Source organism: Aporhodopirellula aestuarii (assembly GCF_023701485.1).
GTDB classification, from domain to species: domain Bacteria; phylum Planctomycetota; class Planctomycetia; order Pirellulales; family Pirellulaceae; genus Rhodopirellula; species Rhodopirellula aestuarii.
Map to the genome: position 1 here is coordinate 105,486 of NZ_JAMQBK010000029.1, position 17,350 is coordinate 122,835.

General features: G+C 55.0%; 20 protein-coding genes and 1 pseudogene. 15 read left to right on the forward strand and 6 right to left on the reverse strand.

Features of this window, described 5'->3' with window-relative positions; genetic code table 11:
- The first annotated feature begins 81 nt into the window (after window positions 1-81).
- The 11 genes from rplN (at window position 82) to NB063_RS11035 (ending at window position 6,975) form a co-directional block, all read left to right on the forward strand.
- Complete coding sequence (rplN, locus tag NB063_RS10985) at window positions 82-450, forward strand: 50S ribosomal protein L14 (RefSeq protein WP_250928775.1); 369 nt, start codon at window positions 82-84, stop codon at window positions 448-450.
- 102 nt (window positions 451-552) lie between these two features.
- Entirely contained in the window at window positions 553-900 is a 348-nt protein-coding gene (rplX, locus tag NB063_RS10990) for a 50S ribosomal protein L24 (protein WP_250928776.1), read from the forward strand.
- An 80-nt stretch (window positions 901-980) separates the two neighbouring features.
- On the forward strand, window positions 981-1,556 hold the full coding sequence (gene rplE / locus NB063_RS10995; protein ID WP_250928777.1) for a 50S ribosomal protein L5: 576 nt from the start codon (window positions 981-983) through the stop codon (window positions 1,554-1,556).
- A 96-nt stretch (window positions 1,557-1,652) separates the two neighbouring features.
- Complete coding sequence (locus NB063_RS11000; protein WP_008674324.1) at window positions 1,653-1,838, forward strand: type Z 30S ribosomal protein S14; 186 nt, start codon at window positions 1,653-1,655, stop codon at window positions 1,836-1,838.
- A 31-nt stretch (window positions 1,839-1,869) separates the two neighbouring features.
- Window positions 1,870-2,265 carry a 30S ribosomal protein S8 gene (rpsH, locus tag NB063_RS11005; protein WP_009104912.1) on the forward strand — a complete coding sequence of 132 codons (396 nt, stop codon included), beginning with the start codon at window positions 1,870-1,872 and terminating at the stop codon, window positions 2,263-2,265.
- Between the two features lie 79 nt (window positions 2,266-2,344).
- Window positions 2,345-2,890, forward strand: a complete 546-nt coding sequence (gene rplF / locus NB063_RS11010; RefSeq protein WP_250928778.1) for a 50S ribosomal protein L6 — start codon at window positions 2,345-2,347, stop codon at window positions 2,888-2,890.
- Window positions 2,891-2,953: 63 nt separating this feature from the next.
- Window positions 2,954-3,322, forward strand: a complete 369-nt coding sequence (rplR, locus tag NB063_RS11015; protein ID WP_250928779.1) for a 50S ribosomal protein L18 — start codon at window positions 2,954-2,956, stop codon at window positions 3,320-3,322.
- 81 nt (window positions 3,323-3,403) lie between these two features.
- Complete coding sequence (gene rpsE / locus NB063_RS11020) at window positions 3,404-3,940, forward strand: 30S ribosomal protein S5 (RefSeq protein WP_250928780.1); 537 nt, start codon at window positions 3,404-3,406, stop codon at window positions 3,938-3,940.
- 104 nt (window positions 3,941-4,044) lie between these two features.
- Entirely contained in the window at window positions 4,045-4,542 is a 498-nt protein-coding gene (gene rplO, locus NB063_RS11025; protein ID WP_250928781.1) for a 50S ribosomal protein L15, read from the forward strand.
- A 304-nt stretch (window positions 4,543-4,846) separates the two neighbouring features.
- Complete coding sequence (gene secY / locus NB063_RS11030) at window positions 4,847-6,241, forward strand: preprotein translocase subunit SecY (RefSeq protein WP_250928782.1); 1,395 nt, start codon at window positions 4,847-4,849, stop codon at window positions 6,239-6,241.
- 164 nt (window positions 6,242-6,405) lie between these two features.
- Complete coding sequence (locus NB063_RS11035) at window positions 6,406-6,975, forward strand: adenylate kinase (RefSeq protein ID WP_250928783.1); 570 nt, start codon at window positions 6,406-6,408, stop codon at window positions 6,973-6,975.
- A gap of 64 nt (window positions 6,976-7,039) precedes the next feature.
- Here NB063_RS11035 and NB063_RS11040 read toward each other — a convergent pair whose 3' ends face one another.
- Genes NB063_RS11040 through NB063_RS11055 form a run of 4 tightly spaced genes read right to left on the reverse strand, consistent with a single transcriptional unit; the run spans window position 7,040 to window position 12,073 of the window.
- On the reverse strand, window positions 7,040-8,389 hold the full coding sequence (locus NB063_RS11040) for a sigma-54-dependent transcriptional regulator (protein WP_250928784.1): 1,350 nt from the start codon (window positions 8,387-8,389) through the stop codon (window positions 7,040-7,042).
- Between the two features lie 5 nt (window positions 8,390-8,394).
- Window positions 8,395-10,539, reverse strand: a complete 2,145-nt coding sequence (locus NB063_RS32455) for a sensor histidine kinase (RefSeq protein ID WP_250928785.1) — start codon at window positions 10,537-10,539, stop codon at window positions 8,395-8,397.
- The gene (locus NB063_RS11050) at window positions 10,536-10,877 is read right to left on the reverse strand and encodes a hypothetical protein (protein ID WP_250928786.1); all 342 of its coding nucleotides are present in this window, start codon (window positions 10,875-10,877) and stop codon (window positions 10,536-10,538) included. Before NB063_RS11050 ends, NB063_RS32455 begins: the two co-directional genes overlap by 4 nt.
- Window positions 10,877-12,073, reverse strand: coding sequence for a PQQ-dependent sugar dehydrogenase (locus NB063_RS11055; RefSeq protein WP_250928787.1), 1,197 nt, complete (start codon window positions 12,071-12,073; stop codon window positions 10,877-10,879). The genes NB063_RS11050 and NB063_RS11055 overlap by 1 nt, the downstream gene beginning before the upstream one ends.
- A 272-nt stretch (window positions 12,074-12,345) precedes the next feature.
- Between NB063_RS11055 and NB063_RS11060 the strand changes: the two genes are divergently transcribed.
- Both NB063_RS11060 and NB063_RS32460 read left to right on the forward strand, forming a co-directional pair.
- Window positions 12,346-13,512, forward strand: a complete 1,167-nt coding sequence (locus tag NB063_RS11060) for an acyl-CoA dehydrogenase family protein (protein WP_250928788.1) — start codon at window positions 12,346-12,348, stop codon at window positions 13,510-13,512.
- A gap of 19 nt (window positions 13,513-13,531) precedes the next feature.
- On the forward strand, window positions 13,532-14,044 hold the full coding sequence (locus NB063_RS32460) for a methylated-DNA--[protein]-cysteine S-methyltransferase (RefSeq protein WP_322975119.1): 513 nt from the start codon (window positions 13,532-13,534) through the stop codon (window positions 14,042-14,044).
- A 64-nt stretch (window positions 14,045-14,108) separates the two neighbouring features.
- Here the strand turns inward: NB063_RS32460 and NB063_RS11070 are convergent, their stop codons facing one another.
- Together NB063_RS11070 and NB063_RS11075 are read right to left on the reverse strand one after the other, a co-directional pair.
- Window positions 14,109-14,501, reverse strand: coding sequence for a DUF4339 domain-containing protein (locus NB063_RS11070; protein WP_250928789.1), 393 nt, complete (start codon window positions 14,499-14,501; stop codon window positions 14,109-14,111).
- 27 nt (window positions 14,502-14,528) lie between these two features.
- Entirely contained in the window at window positions 14,529-15,236 is a 708-nt protein-coding gene (locus tag NB063_RS11075; RefSeq protein ID WP_250928790.1) for a PH domain-containing protein, read from the reverse strand.
- A 224-nt stretch (window positions 15,237-15,460) separates the two neighbouring features.
- On the opposite strand from NB063_RS11075, the pseudogene nrdR reads away from it, so the two are divergent.
- Both nrdR and NB063_RS11085 read left to right on the forward strand, forming a co-directional pair.
- Window positions 15,461-15,916, forward strand: a pseudogene (gene nrdR, locus NB063_RS11080) (transcriptional regulator NrdR); the annotation flags it as partial.
- Window positions 15,917-16,080: 164 nt separating this feature from the next.
- Window positions 16,081-17,244, forward strand: coding sequence for an FtsX-like permease family protein (locus NB063_RS11085; RefSeq protein ID WP_250928791.1), 1,164 nt, complete (start codon window positions 16,081-16,083; stop codon window positions 17,242-17,244).
- The last annotated feature ends 106 nt before the right edge of the window (window positions 17,245-17,350 follow it).

The window sequence follows — 17,350 nt, forward strand, 5'->3', positions numbered from 1 at the left end:
CTTAATCCCGTGTTGCCCAGGCTAGATGTAGTAGCCGGGGCAGGACGCCTGTAACAAATTTTTGTCGTTGAAGAAAATTAAATGATCCAACAAGAATCTCGACTCGACGTTGCGGACAACACCGGTGCCCGTCAGGTGATGTGCATCAAGGTGCTCGGCGGAACTCGTCGACGGTTTGCGACGGTCGGCGATGTGATCGTTTGCAGTGTCAAAAGTGTCATTCCCGGTAGCGAAGTCAAGAAGAAGTCTGTCGTGCGTGCGGTGATCGTTCGCACCAAGACACCGACCCGCCGCCCCGATGGCAGCTATATCCGATTCGATTCCAACGCGGTCGTGTTGGTTGACAAGGACCGCAACCCACGTGGTACCCGGATCTTTGGTGCGGTCGCAAGAGAGCTTCGCGATCAGAAGTTTACCAAGATCGTCAGTCTGGCTAACGAAGTCGTATGAGCATGAGGTTCCGGTAGAGCAGATTGCTGTTAGCTCCGGCCTCAATCAAAAGACAACGAACACAAAACACACGCTCAACGCTAATTGCTAAAAGCTACTAACATGAATTTCCGAATTGACGACGAAGTGATCGTGATTACCGGTGCTGACAAAGGTCACCGCGGGAAGATTATCAAGATCGATCGCGACGCAAATAAAGTCATCGTCGAAGGTGCGGCCAAAGTATGGAAGCACGTTCGCCAAAGTCAAAAGAACCCTCAAGGTGGTCGGCTCAACAAAGAGATGCCGATCAGTGCGAGCAATGTCCTGATTGTTGATCCGTCCGACGGCAAGCCGTCCCGCATCGGTCTGCGTTACCTGCCGGACGGCAGCAAAGAACGATACGCAAAGAGAAGTGGAGCGAGTCTCGGTCAGATTGCCCCCGCCAAGGCGAGTCGGGCCTCGAAGTAAAGTTCTAGGTTGCCGAATCATCCGGCAGCGACTTCAAAATTTTAATTCCCACAGTCATTTAGATCGGCTTGTTGCCTCCCATGTCCAACACTAAACCACGATTGCAGCTCCGCTACGAGGAATCGATCCGCGCAGCATTGAAGGAACAGTTCGGGTACACGAACCCTCACCAGATTCCTCGGCTCGAGAAAATCACTCTGAACATGGGTATCGGTGCGGCGGTCGCGGACAAAAAAGTCCTCGACATGGCGTTCGAGTCGATGACCCAAATCGCTGGACAAAAGCCGGTTTTGACCCTCGCCCGCAAGTCGATCGCAACGTTCCGTTTGCGTGAAGGCATGCCGATCGGTTGCATGGTCACCCTGCGACGTCAGCGGATGTATGAGTTTCTCGATCGAGTGATTTCGGTCGCGCTTCCGCGCGTTCGTGACTTTCGTGGGATCAGCCGCACGGCCTTCGATGGCCGCGGTAACTACACCTTGGGTTTGAACGAACAATTGGTGTTCCCCGAACTCAACCCAGACAAGTTTGTACGGCCTCAAGGGATGAACATCAGCTTCATCACGTCGGCCGCAAACAACGACGAAGGCCGGGCGTTGCTCGAGCAATTCGGTATGCCGTTTAAGCAGCCGAAAGAGAAGTCGGACGCGGCATAGTGCCGTCGTTCACGTGAATTATATCGTTTAATACACATCACCGTTACGTTTCCCAGTTGGGCATTGTCGCCCGCTCCGTTCACCGCAGGTCCTTTCGTGGCAAGCAAATCCAAAATCGCCAAGGCGTCTCGTACGCCAAAGTTTTCCTCACGGAAAGAAAACCGTTGCAATTATTGTGGTCGTCCGCGGTCGGTCTATCGCAAGTTCGGTTTGTGCCGTATTTGCTTTCGCTTGAATGCGAACGCCGGGTTGATCCCTGGTGTGCGTAAGGCCAGTTGGTGAGTTTGGAAACAAAAAAAGGGAACCCACAGCTATGATGACCGACCCCATTGCCGACATGCTCACACGAATCCGTAACGCGGTACGTGTTGAACGGCCTTATGTTGATATTCCTGCTAGCCGCGTAAAACGTGGTTTGGCCGACGTCCTGAAGCGAGAAGGCTTCATTTGGGACTGGAAAGAAGAAGACACCGAACCAGTCAAGACGCTGCGTTTGGAGCTGAAATACGGCCCCAACGGCGAACGCGTTATTCAGACGATCAAACGAGTCAGTAAACCGGGCCGACGCTTGTACTCGCGCAGCAAAGAACTGCGTCCGGTACTCGGCGGACTTGGTATCCGAATCATTAGTACCAGTAAGGGCGTTGTCAGCGACCGGGAAGCTCGCCGCGATAAGATCGGCGGCGAAGTGCTTTGCGAAGTTTCCTGATCCTGAGTTGTCCCTTCCATGACCTCGCACCGGTGAGGTCGATTCCAAACACCCTCCTGTTTCATCAAGCGAATCAGCCATGAGCCGCATCGGTAAAAAGCCCGTCGCGATCCCCGCCGGCGTGACGATCACGGTTAACGATCGGACGCTCGACGTCGAAGGCCCCAAGGGCAAATTGTCGTTCACGCACCGTCCTGAGGTTTCCGTAAACATCGATACAGATGCCAAGGAAGTTAACGTTGCCCGTGCCGACGACACCCGCCCTTCGCGCGAATTCCACGGTTTGACCCGTGCGATACTGGCGAACATGATCGTCGGTGTCACGCAAGGTTATGAGAAGAAACTCGAAATCGTCGGCGTCGGTTACTTGGCTGCGATCAGCGGTGACACGCTGCAACTCCGCGTCGGTTACGCCAACGAACTGCATCGTAAAATTCCGGCGGATTTGACCGTCACCTGCCCTGACCAAACGCATGTCGTCGTGCAAGGCTGTGATAAGCAAAAGGTCGGTCAGTTTGCAGCGGAGATCCGTTCGCTGCGGAAACCTGAGCCCTACAAGGGCAAGGGTGTTCGTTACCAAGGCGAATACGTCAAGATCAAGCCTGGTAAGTCGGCTAGCAAATAATCATTTCACCATCACCTGGGAAAACGGTTCCATCGAGGACCTTTCCCCGAACGGTTTACTGTCATGGATAAGAACAAGAAAATTCAGTCGAAGCGTCTTCGACGTCGTCGTCACGTTCGCAATAAATTGCGTGGCGATGCGACGCAGCCGCGGCTTTGCATTCAGCGGTCATTGAAGCACTTTGCCTGTCAAGTGATTGACGATGAGCAAGGCAGGACGATCGTCAGCGTGAGTACCCGCGACAAGAGCGTCCGTGACCAAGTCAAGCAAGGTGGCAACTGTGACGCAGCGGCCTTGGTTGGTAAGCTGCTCGCCGAGCGTGCAACGGAAGCCGGTATCAAGCTGGCCCAGCTCGATCGTGGTCACAACAAATATCACGGCCGAGTCAAAGCATTTGCAGATGCCGCGCGTGAAGCCGGACTGCAGTTCTAGGTTCAATACCACGTACACATCAATCGCAGTGGCCCACCCGAATATGCCCTCTGCAACCCTTCCAGCAGACAAATTGCACAAATGAGTAATTCACGCAGCAACAGCCGACGGAATAAAAACGAAGAACCGAGTTTGCCCAGTGACTTGGTTGATCGCATCGTCAAGATCAAGCGTTGTGCGGCCGTGGTCAAAGGCGGTCGTCGGTTTAGCTTTGCAGCGATGGTGGTTGTCGGTAACAGCAACGGACAAGTCGGCTGGGGATACGGAAAAGCGAACGAAGTTCCGCCGAGCGTTCAGAAGGCGACCAAGCAAGCTTCACGCAGCATGATTCACGTGCCGTTGGTAGACGGATCGATCCCTCACCAAGTGTGGGGCCAGTTCGGTGCCGCCAAGGTGCTGTTGATCCCAGCGGGTGCTGGTACCGGTATCATCGCCGGACAAGCCGTTCGTGCGGTCTGTGAAGCATGTGGCATCCACGACATTTTGACAAAGTCCTACGGAACCAATAATCCCGTCACGTTGGTCAAGGCCACGCTCGACGCGATGAGCAAGCTGCGGACCCGTGAGCAGATTGCTGCTTTGCGTGGACTCAGCCCAGACGAACTCATCGAAGCCTAATACCTTTCGTTGGACCTAATCGTCCAATCTTGACAACCATCAGAAGGATCGCGTCCCGGAGACTGTCTCGGCCGTGAAGTCCGTTCAAAAGTAGATCATTTACTATGCAACTCAACGACGTTCATCGCGGAATTACGAAGCACCGCAATCGCAAGCGTATTGGTCGTGGACCTGGTAGCGGCACGGGCAAAACCTCGGGTCGTGGACACAAGGGGCATAAGAGCCGCAGCGGCTACAGCCGCAAACCCAACTTCCAGGGTGGTGCGATGCCGATGTTCCGTCGCATTCCAAAACGCGGTTTCAATAACAAGTGGTCCGTGACCGTCTTCGCGGTCAACGTCAGCCGCTTGAACGAAGCGTTCAACGACGGCGAAACCGTAACATTGGAATCGTTGTCAGCGAAAAATCTCGCCAAGGGTACCTTTGACGAGGTGAAGATCCTCGGAGATGGCGAAATCTCCAAAAAGCTGACCGTACAGGCTCACCGCTTCAGCAAGTCGGCCGAAGAGAAGATCACTGCTGCGGGCGGAACGATCGAAAAGATCGCTCCCAAGCGGACACCAGACGAACGGGTCGCGGACCTGAAGAACGCCAAGGCCTAGTCGCCTCTGAGTTGCCCTTGGCGTTGGCAGTGTCATTGGACTGCCCCGGGGAACCCAACGCACCGGCGTCGGAGACGTCGGCATTGCCGGCCATGTAATGAGTCTCGCCGTTGGCTTCGCTCGCGGAGCCACGCCTCTGGCCTCCAGACTCCACGACGGCGATTCTGTCGAGGTGGTGCCGAGTCCATGGTAGTTTCATTATAACTGTTTACAAATCACTCTCGTGGTGAGGCTCCGGGATCGCTAGACTTCCCGTCTTGCCACTACTGGCCTCACCTTTAACCGATCGACGACGGACAGATCGATGTTTGAAAAGCTTCGGATCATTTTCTCGATTCCTGAACTACGCAAGAAAGTCTTTCTGACGATTGGACTTCTCGCGGTGTATCGGATCGGGTTTCACATCCCGCTTCCGATGATTGCGACCAACCTGGAAGATGCTGCCGGCGGTGGTGCCGCAGACTTCTTCGAGAAGGTCAGCGTGTTCGCGGCGAGCGATCTTCGCCAGGCGACCATCTTCGGTCTGGGAATCATGCCGTATATCTCGGCGTCGATTATCTTCCAGCTCCTCGGAAGCGTTTACAAACCGCTCGAGGAATTGAAGAAAGAAGGCGAAGCGGGCCGTAAAAAACTCAATGAATACACCCGCTATCTCACCGTTGTGATCTGCCTCGTGCAGAGCTACATGTACCTCAAGTTCATGTTGATGACGGGAGCCGGGGGACAAAGCAATATCAACCCGTTCTTCATGAACGCGGACCAGCAACTGTATTTTGGTTGGCAGATCGTTGCCGTTTTGACCATGACCACGGGTACCGTGTTCCTGATGTGGCTTGGTGAGCAGATCGATGAGTATGGCATCGGTAACGGGATCAGTTTGTTGATCATGGCAGGTATCTTGGCCCAGATGCCAAAAGCTCTCTATGAGTTGGTGCTAGGAATGAAGCCCGAATTGACCGGTTTGGCAAAGGGGCAGGTGGGTATCGAAACGCTGATTATCCTTGTCATTTTGTTTGTGGTCGTTGTGTTTGGCGTGGTGTTCATCACGTTGGGCCAGCGAAAAATTCCGACGCAGTCGGCGAAGTTCACGCGAGGACGTCGTGTGTATGGCGGAACCCGCCAACACTTGCCTTTGCGAATCAACCAAGCAGGCGTGATGCCGATCATTTTCGCCAGCAGTTTGTTGATGATCCCGGGTGTGTTCTTCGGATTCCTGGCAGGCCAATTTGATTCGTCGGGTGCTTTGTTCCGCGGATTGAACTTGATCAGCTTGACGATGGGCGATCAAACGTCCTACTTCTTCAACCTGCTTTATGTCGGGCTGATTTTCTTCTTCTGTTACTTCTGGACAGCTATCACGTTCAACCCGAAAGAGATGAGTGACAACCTGAAGGAAAGCGGAACCTTCATCCCGGGTTATCGTCCGGGGCGTCGAACGACGGACTACCTTGAGAAGGTGATGGTTCGGATCACGTACGTTGGTGCTGCGTTCCTCGGATTGATCGCGATTGTTCCGACCATTGTTTACGGTTCGCTCGGCGTGCCTTACTCGATCGCCGGTTTCTACGGCGGTACGGGTTTGTTGATCGCAGTGAGCGTGGCGTTTGACTTGGTGCAGAAGATTGACAGCCACCTCGTGATGCGAAACTATCGAGGACTGCTGGAAGGTGCTGGTGGTGGTACCGCTCCTGTAGTTTAACGCTTCGCCGCGATGTTCATGATTGTGTCGGAGGTTTGATGATCTCCGGCCCTGCATCGAGCGGCGGCGAGCTTGATGACTGAGTGCTATGTGTCCCCGTGGCACTCGCGGTAAGTCATTCGCACGCACTAGGAAGATTCTCTTTCGTCCGGCGGTCCTGAGTTGTGAAGATCGTTTTCATCGGGCCGCCTGGCGCTGGAAAGGGGACGCAGTGTAGCCTGCTGAGTGCCCACCTCGGGATCCCGCACATTAGCACCGGAGAGATGCTGCGGTCTCTTGATAACGAGTCTGGGGAAGCGATCCGTTTGCGGATTGATCGAGGGCATTTTGCCCCAGACGAGTTTATCTTGGAGATGGTCGCCGAACGTCTGGCTCAGGATGATTGTCGAGGAGGCTTCCTTCTGGATGGTTTCCCGCGAACACTTGTGCAGGCCAAAGCGTTTGACGAATCCTTGGAACGTCAGTCACAGACGCTGGATCACGTTGTTCATTTGGTCGTGGATGCGAACGAGTTGGTGCGTCGTTTGATGGAGCGTTCTCGCAGCGGTGAACGCTCGGACGATTCGGCCGAATTCATTCATGAACGGTTTCGCATCTACGAGGAACGGACGGCCCCGCTGCTGGAGTATTATGGCGCGCGGGGGCAGGTCCGCACGGTGGATGCGATGTCGACGCCTGAGTGCGTGTTTGAGCGGATTTGTGCGGCGATCACCGACGGTTCGATGCGCCAATGAGTCTGTCGTGTAACAGCATTGAGTCGCGTTTTCGTGACTAGTGTGTGTTGCCTTCCGGTTTGCTCTAGAGACCGAGCTTCGTCATCTTTTGTTGAAGGCTTTGCCGGTGGATGCCCAATGAGCGTGCGGCGGCGCTGACGTTCCCTTCGGAGTGTTCGAGGGCCCGGATGATGGCGGCACGCTCGAAATCACTTGAGAGTTGTTCTCGCGCCTCGGTTAGCGGCAGGTCGAAGTAGTCGTTGAAGAGTTGTTCGTTCAGTTTCGATGTTTCGGGACAAAGCCCGAGGTCACGCGCGGTGATTTTGGGGTTCGGTGACATTGCCGCGGCCGATTGGATTCGCTGCTTCAGTTCACGAACGTTTCCGGGCCAGTGGTGTGCGACCAAAGCCGCAACGGCCGAACGGTCAAGCTCACGAGAAGAGTTGGAGAGGAAGTCGGTTGCCAACAAAAGGATGTCTTCGTGACGTTGTCGCAGCGGTGGCAGAGCGATCTCGATGCCTTGGAGTCTGTAAAAGAGATCCAGGCGAAACAATTTGTTTTCGATGGCTGATTCGAGGTCTTGGTGAGTGGCGCTGATGATGCGCACGTCAACCGGGATCGACTCTTCGCTGCCCACCGGTTGGACGACGCTTTCTTGTAGCACCCTCAGCAGTCGCGTTTGAACTTCGGCGGGCATGTCGCCAATTTCATCCAGAAACAAGGTTCCACCATCGGCGCGACGAAACACCCCTTCGCGTGATCGTTCGGCACCGGTGAACGCGCCTTTGACATGTCCGAACAATTCGCTCTCAATCAACGTTGCCGAAATCGCAGCGGTGTTTACGGGGAGGAACGGACCGTTTTTACGATCGCTGCGTTCGTGTAGCTGTTGAGCGACGAGTTCCTTGCCGGTGCCACTCTCGCCCCGAATCAATACCGGCAGATTAGCGTTTGCGGCGCGGTCGATTTGTTCAAAGATGTGTCGCATCGCTCGACTGGCGCCGATGATGGGGCCTCGCGAATGGGAGTTTGCACAATCGTCTCGGAGTCGAGCGAGTTGTTCTTGGAGACGAACACGGTGCTCGGTTCGGGAGGCGATCGAACGGATGTGTTCGACGTCGTATGGTTTGGTAACGAAGTCAGTTGCCCCGCGACGAACACATTGCACGGCGTTTGCGATCGAATCACTTCCGGTCACGATTACGATTTCGGGTATCTCGTTTTCGCTGTGGCTCGAGAGTTCATCGAGCACGGCTAAACCGTCCTTACCCGGCATGGTCAGATCGAGGAAAACCAAATCGGGAGATTGAGAGGTGATCACCGATACGGCGAGTTCACCGTTGTCGGCCTCGAGAATCGTTCGTCCATCACCACGCAGTGTCTTACAAAGTGCGTAACGGGCCGGTCTTTCGTCATCGACAACCAGGATGATCATGTCGTCTATCGTTCTGAAGTTGAATCGACCGAATGGATCGGCACTCGAAGTTCAAACAGGGCACCGCAAGGCTCGTTCGGGTGATAGGTGATCGTCCCACCGATTTCTTTGACACGCTCAGCGACCACAAACAGGCCCAATCCGTTGCCGTCGGATTTGGCCGTGACAAATGGTTGATACAGTTCGGTTTCGCTTTCGACGGGGATCCCAGGGCCATTATCGCAGACTGCCACCACGAGATGTTGCTCGTCTGTTTTTGAGGATACCGTCACCTTTCCATCTGCTACTTCGCGTGCCGCTTCGATCGCATTCTTGGTTAGGTTCAAAACGATTTCCGAAAAACTCGATTCGGTCGATGCGATTTTAATCTCAGGACAATCTAATTGAATCGTCAATTCGACCCCGTATTGTTTGGCTAAGTGACGGAGGATGCAAACGATTCGATTGATGATTGGATCGATCTCAACCAGAGCGGATCTTTGCTGGTCGGGTTTGGCGAAGTCTAGTAGTTGGTTGGTTGTTTGCGTGAGACGGTCGATTTCTTCGACCACCATTCGTAAGTCCGAGACGGATTCATGTGAGGGGCCGAGATCCTCCATTGCCAGAGTGGTGATTGTGCGAATCGATGAAAGCGGATTCCGAAGCTCATGGGCGAGCGATCCCGAGAGCAAACCCAGCACGGATAGCTTTTCTTGATGCAGTACTTTTCGCTGCGTTTGTTGAAGGATGTTTTGTTCATGCCGGTGGTGCAGGGTGGCCGCGAATTGGTCGATGACCAGGGCGAGGACGACGATTTGATCGCTCGTCAAACGATCGTTGCGGAGCCGATTGCCCAACACCACCGATCCGCAGGTGGAACCGAACGACAATCGAACCGCCATCAAGGCATCTTCTTCGGTGAATGCTTGTTCGAGTTTTTGTGACTCCAGCGTGCCTCGTTCGGCGATGCGAACATGATCCGATACGCTGTTGTGGATGAGTCGTTGTCGATCCGTCAATTGAGTCTCAGACGAGGACGTTGAACCGGTATCGGCGCGAATCGCAATTGCTTCAGGCTTTATATCGTCTGATATGGCAGCGTCGCCGTTGAGAGTGATGGTCACATAGTCCAAGTCGAGACAGCGGCGAAGATCCGTGGCGAACCAACGCAGCAGCTCGGCTCGGTCATTCGATCCATTCTGTGCCAGGCGAAGGGTTAGGCCACGCATCTCGTCGCGAACTTGATTCACGTTAGTGCTCAAGAGATACCGAAGGGACTCGCCGACACGGCGTCGCAGTGTTGGAATGCACAGCACGACGGCCGCGATCATCATGCCCTCGATCCAGAAAAAATCCACATTCGTCTTAGCACCCATCGACCGGACCAACGGAACGATTGCTAAGCGATGTAGCAGCATGATGCCGACAAAGATCACGGCATAGCCGACGGTGCGTTCCATGATCAGGGGCAGCAGTCGGCCACGCAGTGAATGCCATACAAAGAGAAGAGCAGCACCGAGTGGCGAGAGTGTGGTGAGCAACCGACACGGAGCCTCGTAGGCCGTGTCGACCGCAAAGGCGACGTAGATGATCGCGGACAAGGTGATGAACGCCAGTATCAACGACAAACGGCTCAAGAAGAGATCGCCACCTGAGGCGGTGTACTTTCCGCGTGACCTTAGAAATCCGAGAATTGACGCGGAATTAGCGAATACGAGCCAGATGAGAAATGCTGACTTCCAGGATCCCACCAGTGATATGAAATCGACTTCCTGCGATTGCCAAACCTGTACCGTGATCGGCGGAAGAACCAACAGCGGTAGATACAGCAATGCGTATCGTCGATCGAGAGGCGGTTTGGCGAGGATGCCTGTTTGTTTGAGTCGCAATGCCGCGTGCAACATCGCCGAAGGGAGAGCGAGCAGTCCCACACAGATCAGAACGACGAGCACGCGATCGACTGGGGTTGCCGCCAGCGTGCTGGCGTCATCGATCATGAGCCGGAAGAAGATTCCAGAATGTATCAACGCCGTGCTGGCGACCAACGACTTCAGCCAAACGGCCGTGTTCTCGCGGTTGACACGATCGAAAATGACCAGCAGCAATGCGATGTCGACGACGGATGCGAAGCCAAAAAGGAATAGCTCGACCGTTTGGAGGGATGGGATCACAGGGAGCATTCCATCCAGACGCGGTGCCCGTCCACGTCTGGTTCGATCTTCACCTTGTTAGGCTGATCATCGCTCGTTAGCGGCGAATCAATGACCACGGGCGCTGCGGGCAAGCATGCGTCATTCTCGTTGTAGGTCTCGAGACAATAACGCACCGCGGTCTGGTCGGAGTTTAGCACGTCCTGCCGGTCAACGACGATCATCAGCGAATCGTTCAGGATGAGACGTTGTCCGATTTGCAGATTCAGCAATCGCCCCTCATCGGGGGCGATGCGGATTCTGTCATCGAACAACCATCCTCGGATTCGGCGGATGAGATTCACCAGGGCTGGGCTCATCAGGGCTGTGCCGAATCATTCTTCTTAGCGACGAATCGATAAATTCTGCCTCCGCCCATCATCGTGCTCATCAACGCTTCACCCGATTCGGTTTCGCCAAACGTGAAGACGGGGAGTTGTTGCCACGCGATCGGGCGGTTCTCGATGACCTTCTTCGATTCGGGGTCAATTTTCATGGCCCATAACCGGCCGCTGACGTAATCACCGTAGAGATAGTAGCCGTTGAGTTCGGGAGTTTCCTTTCCACGGTACACTAACCCGCCGGTCACTGATTTTCCCCAGTCATCGGTATGAGGATATTCGACCAGAGGTTCGATGAGTCTTGGGTTGGGACCCGATCCCTTCCCACCGCCGAGCGTAAAGGAGTGGGCACCTTCTCGTAGACTCCATCCATAATTACCGCCTTTGCGGATCAGGTTGATTTCTTCCCAATCGTTTTGGCCGACGTCTGCCGCCCAGAGTTCACCTGTGGCTGGGTCAAACGCCATCCGCCAAATGTTGCGAACGCCCCAAGCGTAGATCTCAGGCCAAACGTTTGATCGACCGACCAACGGGTTGTCTTGCGGGATTGCGTATGGCATTCCTTCGTCACGCGAGTCGACGTCGATTCGCAGGATTGATCCGAGCACTTTGCTCATGTCCTGAGCAGACTTTAAAGGGTCATTCGCTTTGCCGCCGTCGCCCAGTCCGATATACAAATAGCCATCGGGTCCAAACGTGACGGTGCCGCCATTGTGATTCCAAAATGGTTGTTGGACTTTCATCAACACGCGTTCGCTGTTGGGGTCACCAATACGATTCTGTGATCCCTCAACGGTGTGGAATTCGCTGAGGATGGAGACGTGAGGTCGTGCCGAGGTCGTGTAGTAAACGTACAGGCGACCGTTTTCTTTGAACTTGGGATGAAAGGTCAGCCCGAGGAATCCTTCTTCGTTTTCGCGATCTTTGTAGGTGACTCGGTCGCTTAGATCGAGAAACAGGTCGGGGTCTTCAATTTGCGCGTCGTCTTGATCGAAAGAGTAGATTTCGCCAGTTTGACTGGCGACGAACAATCTTCCACTTCCATCACCTGCACCTGACATGATGATCGGGCGACTGATGCGTAGATTGGGATAGGCCTCGACCACTTCGATTGGCATCGGGGTGATGTTGAGATCGGCGGGTGGATCGGCGAGGTTGATCGTTGGTGATTGCATTGGTTCATCCGCCGGAAGTGGATGATTGAACGGCAATGCGATAATTGATGCTGTGCAAAGGAACAGCAGTCGACAGCTGGCTGGTATGAGAGTCATGTCGGAAGTGATTTTCATAGGAGTTTTTAGTCGATTAAGGGGACGAGAAGGTTGTTGTTGGTAGGCATTCTAACGGGATGAACCAATTGCATGCGAAAGGGGCGGTATTGCGAATTCGATTTCGCGTCCTTTGAATTGAGGGCTTTATTTTCCTATTCTTAAGAGTCTTGTTTACGATGTCTTCCATCCAATCTGAAATCGATTCCTGCGTCATGTCTAGCGAAGTCAGCTTCGCTGGTTGTCCACTCGAGCAACTTGTGGCAGATGTTGGTCGCGCCGCGCTGCACAGCAACAGCGAGGCGACGTGGCCGGCCGGTGCGTGGTACCACTGTATGCAAGCAGGCGTGCTTCGTTGGTTTGCTCCCGTTTCGAAAGGTGGTATTGAATTGGGCGGATGGGGCTGGACTCCGTCGGAGCGGTTGCGAGGTCTGATGGCGATTGCGTCCGCGGATTTGACGACGGCTTTTGTGCTGACCCAATCCGTAGCGGCGATTACCCGCATGGTGGGAAGCGACAACAGTTTACTGCATGAACAAGTGTTGCCAGACGTGTTGAGCGGGGAGCAGTTCACAACGGTTGGCATCAGTCATTTAGCGACCAGTCGGCAGCATTTGAGCCGGCCGGTTTTGCGTGCCGAACCCGTGCATGGATCTTTGGAGGCTTGGTCGCCTGAACCCGAGGCGTACGTTCTTGACGGAACTGCTCCATGGGTCACTGGCGTGCGTGTGGCCGACGTGGTGGTGGTGGGTGCGGTTTGTGATAACGGCCAAGAAATCTTGTTTGCCGTGCCGGTTGATTTGCCGGGGATCCATTGTGGTGATGGTACCGATTTGATGGCTTTATCGGGAAGCGGCACAGACCAAATGCGATTTAATCGCGTGAAGGTCGGAAGTGAATGGATCGTATCGGGGCCGGCCGACCCGGCAAAAAAGGTGACGAACCAGGGTGGCTCAACAGGCGGGACGGGTTCATTGCAGACGTCAGCATTGTCGCTCGGTCTATCACGATCAGCGATCGGTTACCTGCGACGGAATTGCCAGCAACGGGAGGAGCTGTTGCGGCCAACCGCGGCGTTCGAAAAGGAGTTGGATAAGCTCGAGCGAGAACTTCTCTCGGCCGCCGAGGGACAGTCGCCTTACAGTGCGATGCAGATCCGCAGTCTTGCGAACGACCTCGTCATACGGTCCACTCAGGCCGCTTTGATGGCGGCGAAGGGTGCGGGGTTTGTTCAGCACCACAGTGTTGGAAGATGGTGCCGCGAAGCCATGTTTTTCCTGGTTTGGAGTTGTCCAGACGAGCTGGCGATCTCACGTGTGTGTGAGTTGTCGGGCGCGGCATCTTGAACGTTATGAGACGCTGAAAATGAGATTAGTGCAAACGGTTTGGAATAGCCCCGTCGGTGAGCTGCGGATTACGGTTCGCGAACAAGCTGATGGCGACAACGTGTGTGTCGGTTTGTACTTCCCCGATCATCATCCCGCACCCAGAAATTGGTGCGAGGATTCGATGGTTTCTGACTGGATGCAGAGTGAAACCGCGAGGGGCATTGTCGAACAATTGCAGGCTTATTTTGATGATAGTCGGTTTGCGTTCGACACACCGTGTGGTTTTGCGGGGACAGCGTTTCAAATTCAAGTGTGGCGACAGCTGCAAACAATCCCGCCAGGAAAAACGTGGAGCTACAGCGAGATCGCGGAAAGGATCGGAAGACCGGCTGCGGTCCGGGCAGTGGGAGCGGCGGTAGCTCGCAATCCCATTTCGATCATTGTTCCCTGTCACCGCGTTATCTCGCGTGGCGGTGGGTTGGCGGGGTTCGCCGGTGGTCTGGACCGCAAGCGGTTCTTGCTAGAACACGAATCCGCCTTGCTGTGCTAACGCATGTCGATTGGCTCCCGCAGTCGGTTTCGAAATCCGACCTGCCGGCGGTAACACACGCTGCCTAGGAGGGATGGTCTTTGCCGATTCGGCGTTGAAGCCAGCGGCGGGCGGAGGCAGCTGGGCCGTTCGGCATTACCAATCCGGCACTCGGTTTGCCGATCGAGTGCTCAATGATGCGTTGTCGCGTCTTGGCAAGAATGCGATCGCATTTGGGGCAAGTCGACGGCGGCGCGCTCACGCGGACGTCCTCGCAATGGGGGCAGAAGTGTTCAATGGTGGGACGCCGGGCGGCTTCGAATAGCCCGCCCACTTCGCTGGCGGCGAACCACGGGGAGTCGTCTTTGCGGACCCTCGTTTCCGCCAGAACGCTACCGTCACGCACCAACGTCAGCAACTCGGCTGGTCTCAGCGGCCCGAGTTCTTCATGTTCGCGTTGCACGTACCAAGCAGTCATCTGGAATGTCGCAGCAATTAAAAAACGTCAAATGGATTCGATGTGGAGGCTTCGTCGTCGGCGTTCTGCCCGCCGTACGTCGTCGATGAGTCCAGCAACTTCACTGACTTTATCGATTCCGATTAGGCGTAATTCGGGGTCCGAACGGTCCGAACTGGTGATGTTGATCGTGCCGACCCCGAAGAGTCTCTGTACCGGCCCCTGTTCGTAACTGACGTCGTCGATATCGATCACTTCGATTCGGTCAGTGCGACGAGTGAGCAGTCCCGTTTTATGAATGAAACGTTGGCTGGTCAATTCATAGTGAAACCCCAATCGCATGCGGGCATAATTTGCCGCGACAAGTAGCCACAGAATTACAATAATTACGAGAGCGATGGTAATGGACAGTTGGGGGAGCATGAAGGCCCCAACCAGCAGGCCGACGGAGACAATTGTTAGCCCAATCCACCATCCGACCATGGCTTTGGGGCTGTAACCACCGCTCCACAGCGTCTGTTCGGGTTCGTGATCGTCGAGGGAGTCGCGTCGATTGGCGATTTCCTGCTCGAATCGGTCGCGAGGCGACGTGCCCCTCGCTGTCGGCGACGATTGGCCGGCAGGTGGCCCGGTGTCCGGCCGGGAATCGGACGGCATGGGCGAGGACTGCGGCGGTTTTCCTGCGGTTCCGGCCGATTCCGCCACGGGGCGTTGATCGTCTGCGGGGCCAGCGTTGGGATGCTCTGATTCGCTCATGGTAGGGTGCTTGGGGGGGCGAAAAGGTCAAAATGCGGCCGTGCTCACACTCTGGAGTCGTCGTTTGGGTGAGCCGGGAATTGAATTGTCACAGGGAACACATCGGTTGCCATGGGGTAATATGGCTCGATGGAATATAACACAGGGCTCAGAATCTCGTGAGAGTCTAGGATTTTCTCGAGATCTCTCCGTGGCCGCTCACTTTTTTGATTTGAACCTTCGATATGCGTTGTCCATTTTGTCATTCCGATAACGACAAAGTGCTTGATTCCCGATCGGCGCAGGCCGGTTATCGCGTGCGTCGCAAGCGGGTTTGCCAGGAATGCGGACGTCGCTTCGTGACGATGGAGCACATCGAGGCGTTGAATGTTCGCGTGGTTAAAAGTGATGAAACGCGGGAGCCTTTTGACCGCGAGAAAATCCGGCGTGGCATCGAGCGGGCCTGTTCCAAGCGATCCGTGCCGAGCGAAAAGATTGAAGCCACGGTCCAGAGCATTGAGGCGGCCATCTATTCGGAGTTTGATTTCGAAATCCCAGCGGAGAAGATTGGGGAGGTCGTCCTCCGATTTCTCGCGACCGTGGACGAAGTGGCTTACATTCGCTTCGCGAGTGTTTATCGTGAGTTTTCCGATGCGAAGGATTTTTTGAGGATCATTTCCGTTTTGGACAAAACGCGGGAGGAAAACAAGGAACCGAACGTGCAAACGTCGTCGACACGACCTCCGAAATTCGCCAAATCGTCCACTGAAAATGCGGACGGCGGGGAGTCCAAAAGCAACCAATCGTACGATAAAGAGAAGCGATCGAAATTGACGAAGAAGTCACGTGCCGCCGGGGATCGTTCATGAGACGAACGCCGCTGGCTTGGAAAAACCTCGTTAACGAACCGCGGCGACTGTTCTTGGCCTCAGCCGGCGTCGGCTTTGCCGCCGTTTTGATGTTCACGCAAAACGGATTTCGCAACGCGTTGCTCGACAGCCCGGTGCAATTGATCGAGCTGATGGATTGTGATTTGGTTGCCGTCAGCAAGGCTCGATACATGTTGCCGGTCAATCAGCGTTTTCCTCGCGACTTGCTACGCCGGGCATTGTCGGACCCATCGGTGTTAGCGGCTGAACCACTGCTGATTGAGCGGTTACTGGCGCGGGTTCGTGTGGCAGGGCAGAAGGCGCGGCCGATTCGCGTGGTGTCGGTACCATCGCAACCGGGGTGGTTATCGATTCCGGGGCTCAGTGAATTACGCCAAAAGCTGCAACCTCCCGGGGCGGCGTTGATCGATCGCAAGACACGACGCGAGTACGGTTTTAATCTGCAGGACGGCGAGCCGGTCCCGCAGGTCGTTGAGTTAGCCGGCAAGCGGATTCATTTGGTCGGCAGCATCACGATCGGCACCGATTTTGCCAACGAGGGCACGTTGCTGATGCGCGAAAGTGAATTTGCGGAGTATTTTCCTGTTCGCGGTGGATGGCAGCCGCTCGAAGTCGTCGACGTGGGGATGATCCGCGTTCGCGAGGGAGACGACCCGAAGGAGGTTGCCGCTCGTCTAACGAGTCTCGCTCCAAAACTCTGGACGGTGCTCAGTCGCGCCGAATTAAAGCAAAAAGAAACCAATTTTTGGAAAGAGCAAACACCGGTTGGGAAGATCTTTTCGATCGGCACTGTGATGGGCTTCGTCGTTGGAGTGATCATTTGTTATCAGATCCTGTTCACCAGTTTGCAGGATGCGATGCCGGAGTTTGCCACCTTGAAGGCGATGGGTTACCCGAACCGTTTCTTCATCGGGCTGGTGGTGCGGCAGTCCGTTTTCTTGTCGCTATTTGGTTTTGTTCCGGCGGTCTTGGTGGCATGGGGGCTGTTCCTGGCGCTTGAATATTTTTCGGGATTGCCGATGCGTCTAACGGTGATGCGCTGTTTGCTGGTCTTGGGGCTAACGACATCGATGTGTCTGATCAGCGGGTTGCTCGCCCTTCGCAAGCTATTGCGTGCCGATCCAGCGAGTCTCTTTTGATGTCGCGTGGACTTCCCCGATGGAGCTTGATGGGCACCGCACGCACGTGGTGGACTGACGACCGAGAGCTTTAAAAATGCGTTGTTCTTTCGCTTTTTGCTCACGA

Coding starts and splice junctions, on each gene's coding strand:
- NB063_RS11055 (WP_250928787.1), bottom strand. CDS start 12,073: ATGCAATCACCAACGATCAACCTCGCCGATCCACCCGCCGATCTCAAC.
- rplX (WP_250928776.1), top strand. CDS start 553: ATGAATTTCCGAATTGACGACGAAGTGATCGTGATTACCGGTGCTGAC.
- rplN (WP_250928775.1), top strand. CDS start 82: ATGATCCAACAAGAATCTCGACTCGACGTTGCGGACAACACCGGTGCC.
- NB063_RS11050 (WP_250928786.1), bottom strand. CDS start 10,877: ATGAGCCCAGCCCTGGTGAATCTCATCCGCCGAATCCGAGGATGGTTG.
- NB063_RS11070 (WP_250928789.1), bottom strand. CDS start 14,501: ATGACTGCTTGGTACGTGCAACGCGAACATGAAGAACTCGGGCCGCTG.
- rplF (WP_250928778.1), top strand. CDS start 2,345: ATGAGCCGCATCGGTAAAAAGCCCGTCGCGATCCCCGCCGGCGTGACG.
- NB063_RS11085 (WP_250928791.1), top strand. CDS start 16,081: ATGAGACGAACGCCGCTGGCTTGGAAAAACCTCGTTAACGAACCGCGG.
- rpsH (WP_009104912.1), top strand. CDS start 1,870: ATGATGACCGACCCCATTGCCGACATGCTCACACGAATCCGTAACGCG.
- rplE (WP_250928777.1), top strand. CDS start 981: ATGTCCAACACTAAACCACGATTGCAGCTCCGCTACGAGGAATCGATC.
- rplR (WP_250928779.1), top strand. CDS start 2,954: ATGGATAAGAACAAGAAAATTCAGTCGAAGCGTCTTCGACGTCGTCGT.
- NB063_RS32460 (WP_322975119.1), top strand. CDS start 13,532: ATGAGATTAGTGCAAACGGTTTGGAATAGCCCCGTCGGTGAGCTGCGG.
- NB063_RS11075 (WP_250928790.1), bottom strand. CDS start 15,236: ATGAGCGAATCAGAGCATCCCAACGCTGGCCCCGCAGACGATCAACGC.
- rpsE (WP_250928780.1), top strand. CDS start 3,404: ATGAGTAATTCACGCAGCAACAGCCGACGGAATAAAAACGAAGAACCG.
- rplO (WP_250928781.1), top strand. CDS start 4,045: ATGCAACTCAACGACGTTCATCGCGGAATTACGAAGCACCGCAATCGC.
- secY (WP_250928782.1), top strand. CDS start 4,847: ATGTTTGAAAAGCTTCGGATCATTTTCTCGATTCCTGAACTACGCAAG.
- NB063_RS11060 (WP_250928788.1), top strand. CDS start 12,346: ATGTCTTCCATCCAATCTGAAATCGATTCCTGCGTCATGTCTAGCGAA.
- NB063_RS11040 (WP_250928784.1), bottom strand. CDS start 8,389: ATGATCATCCTGGTTGTCGATGACGAAAGACCGGCCCGTTACGCACTT.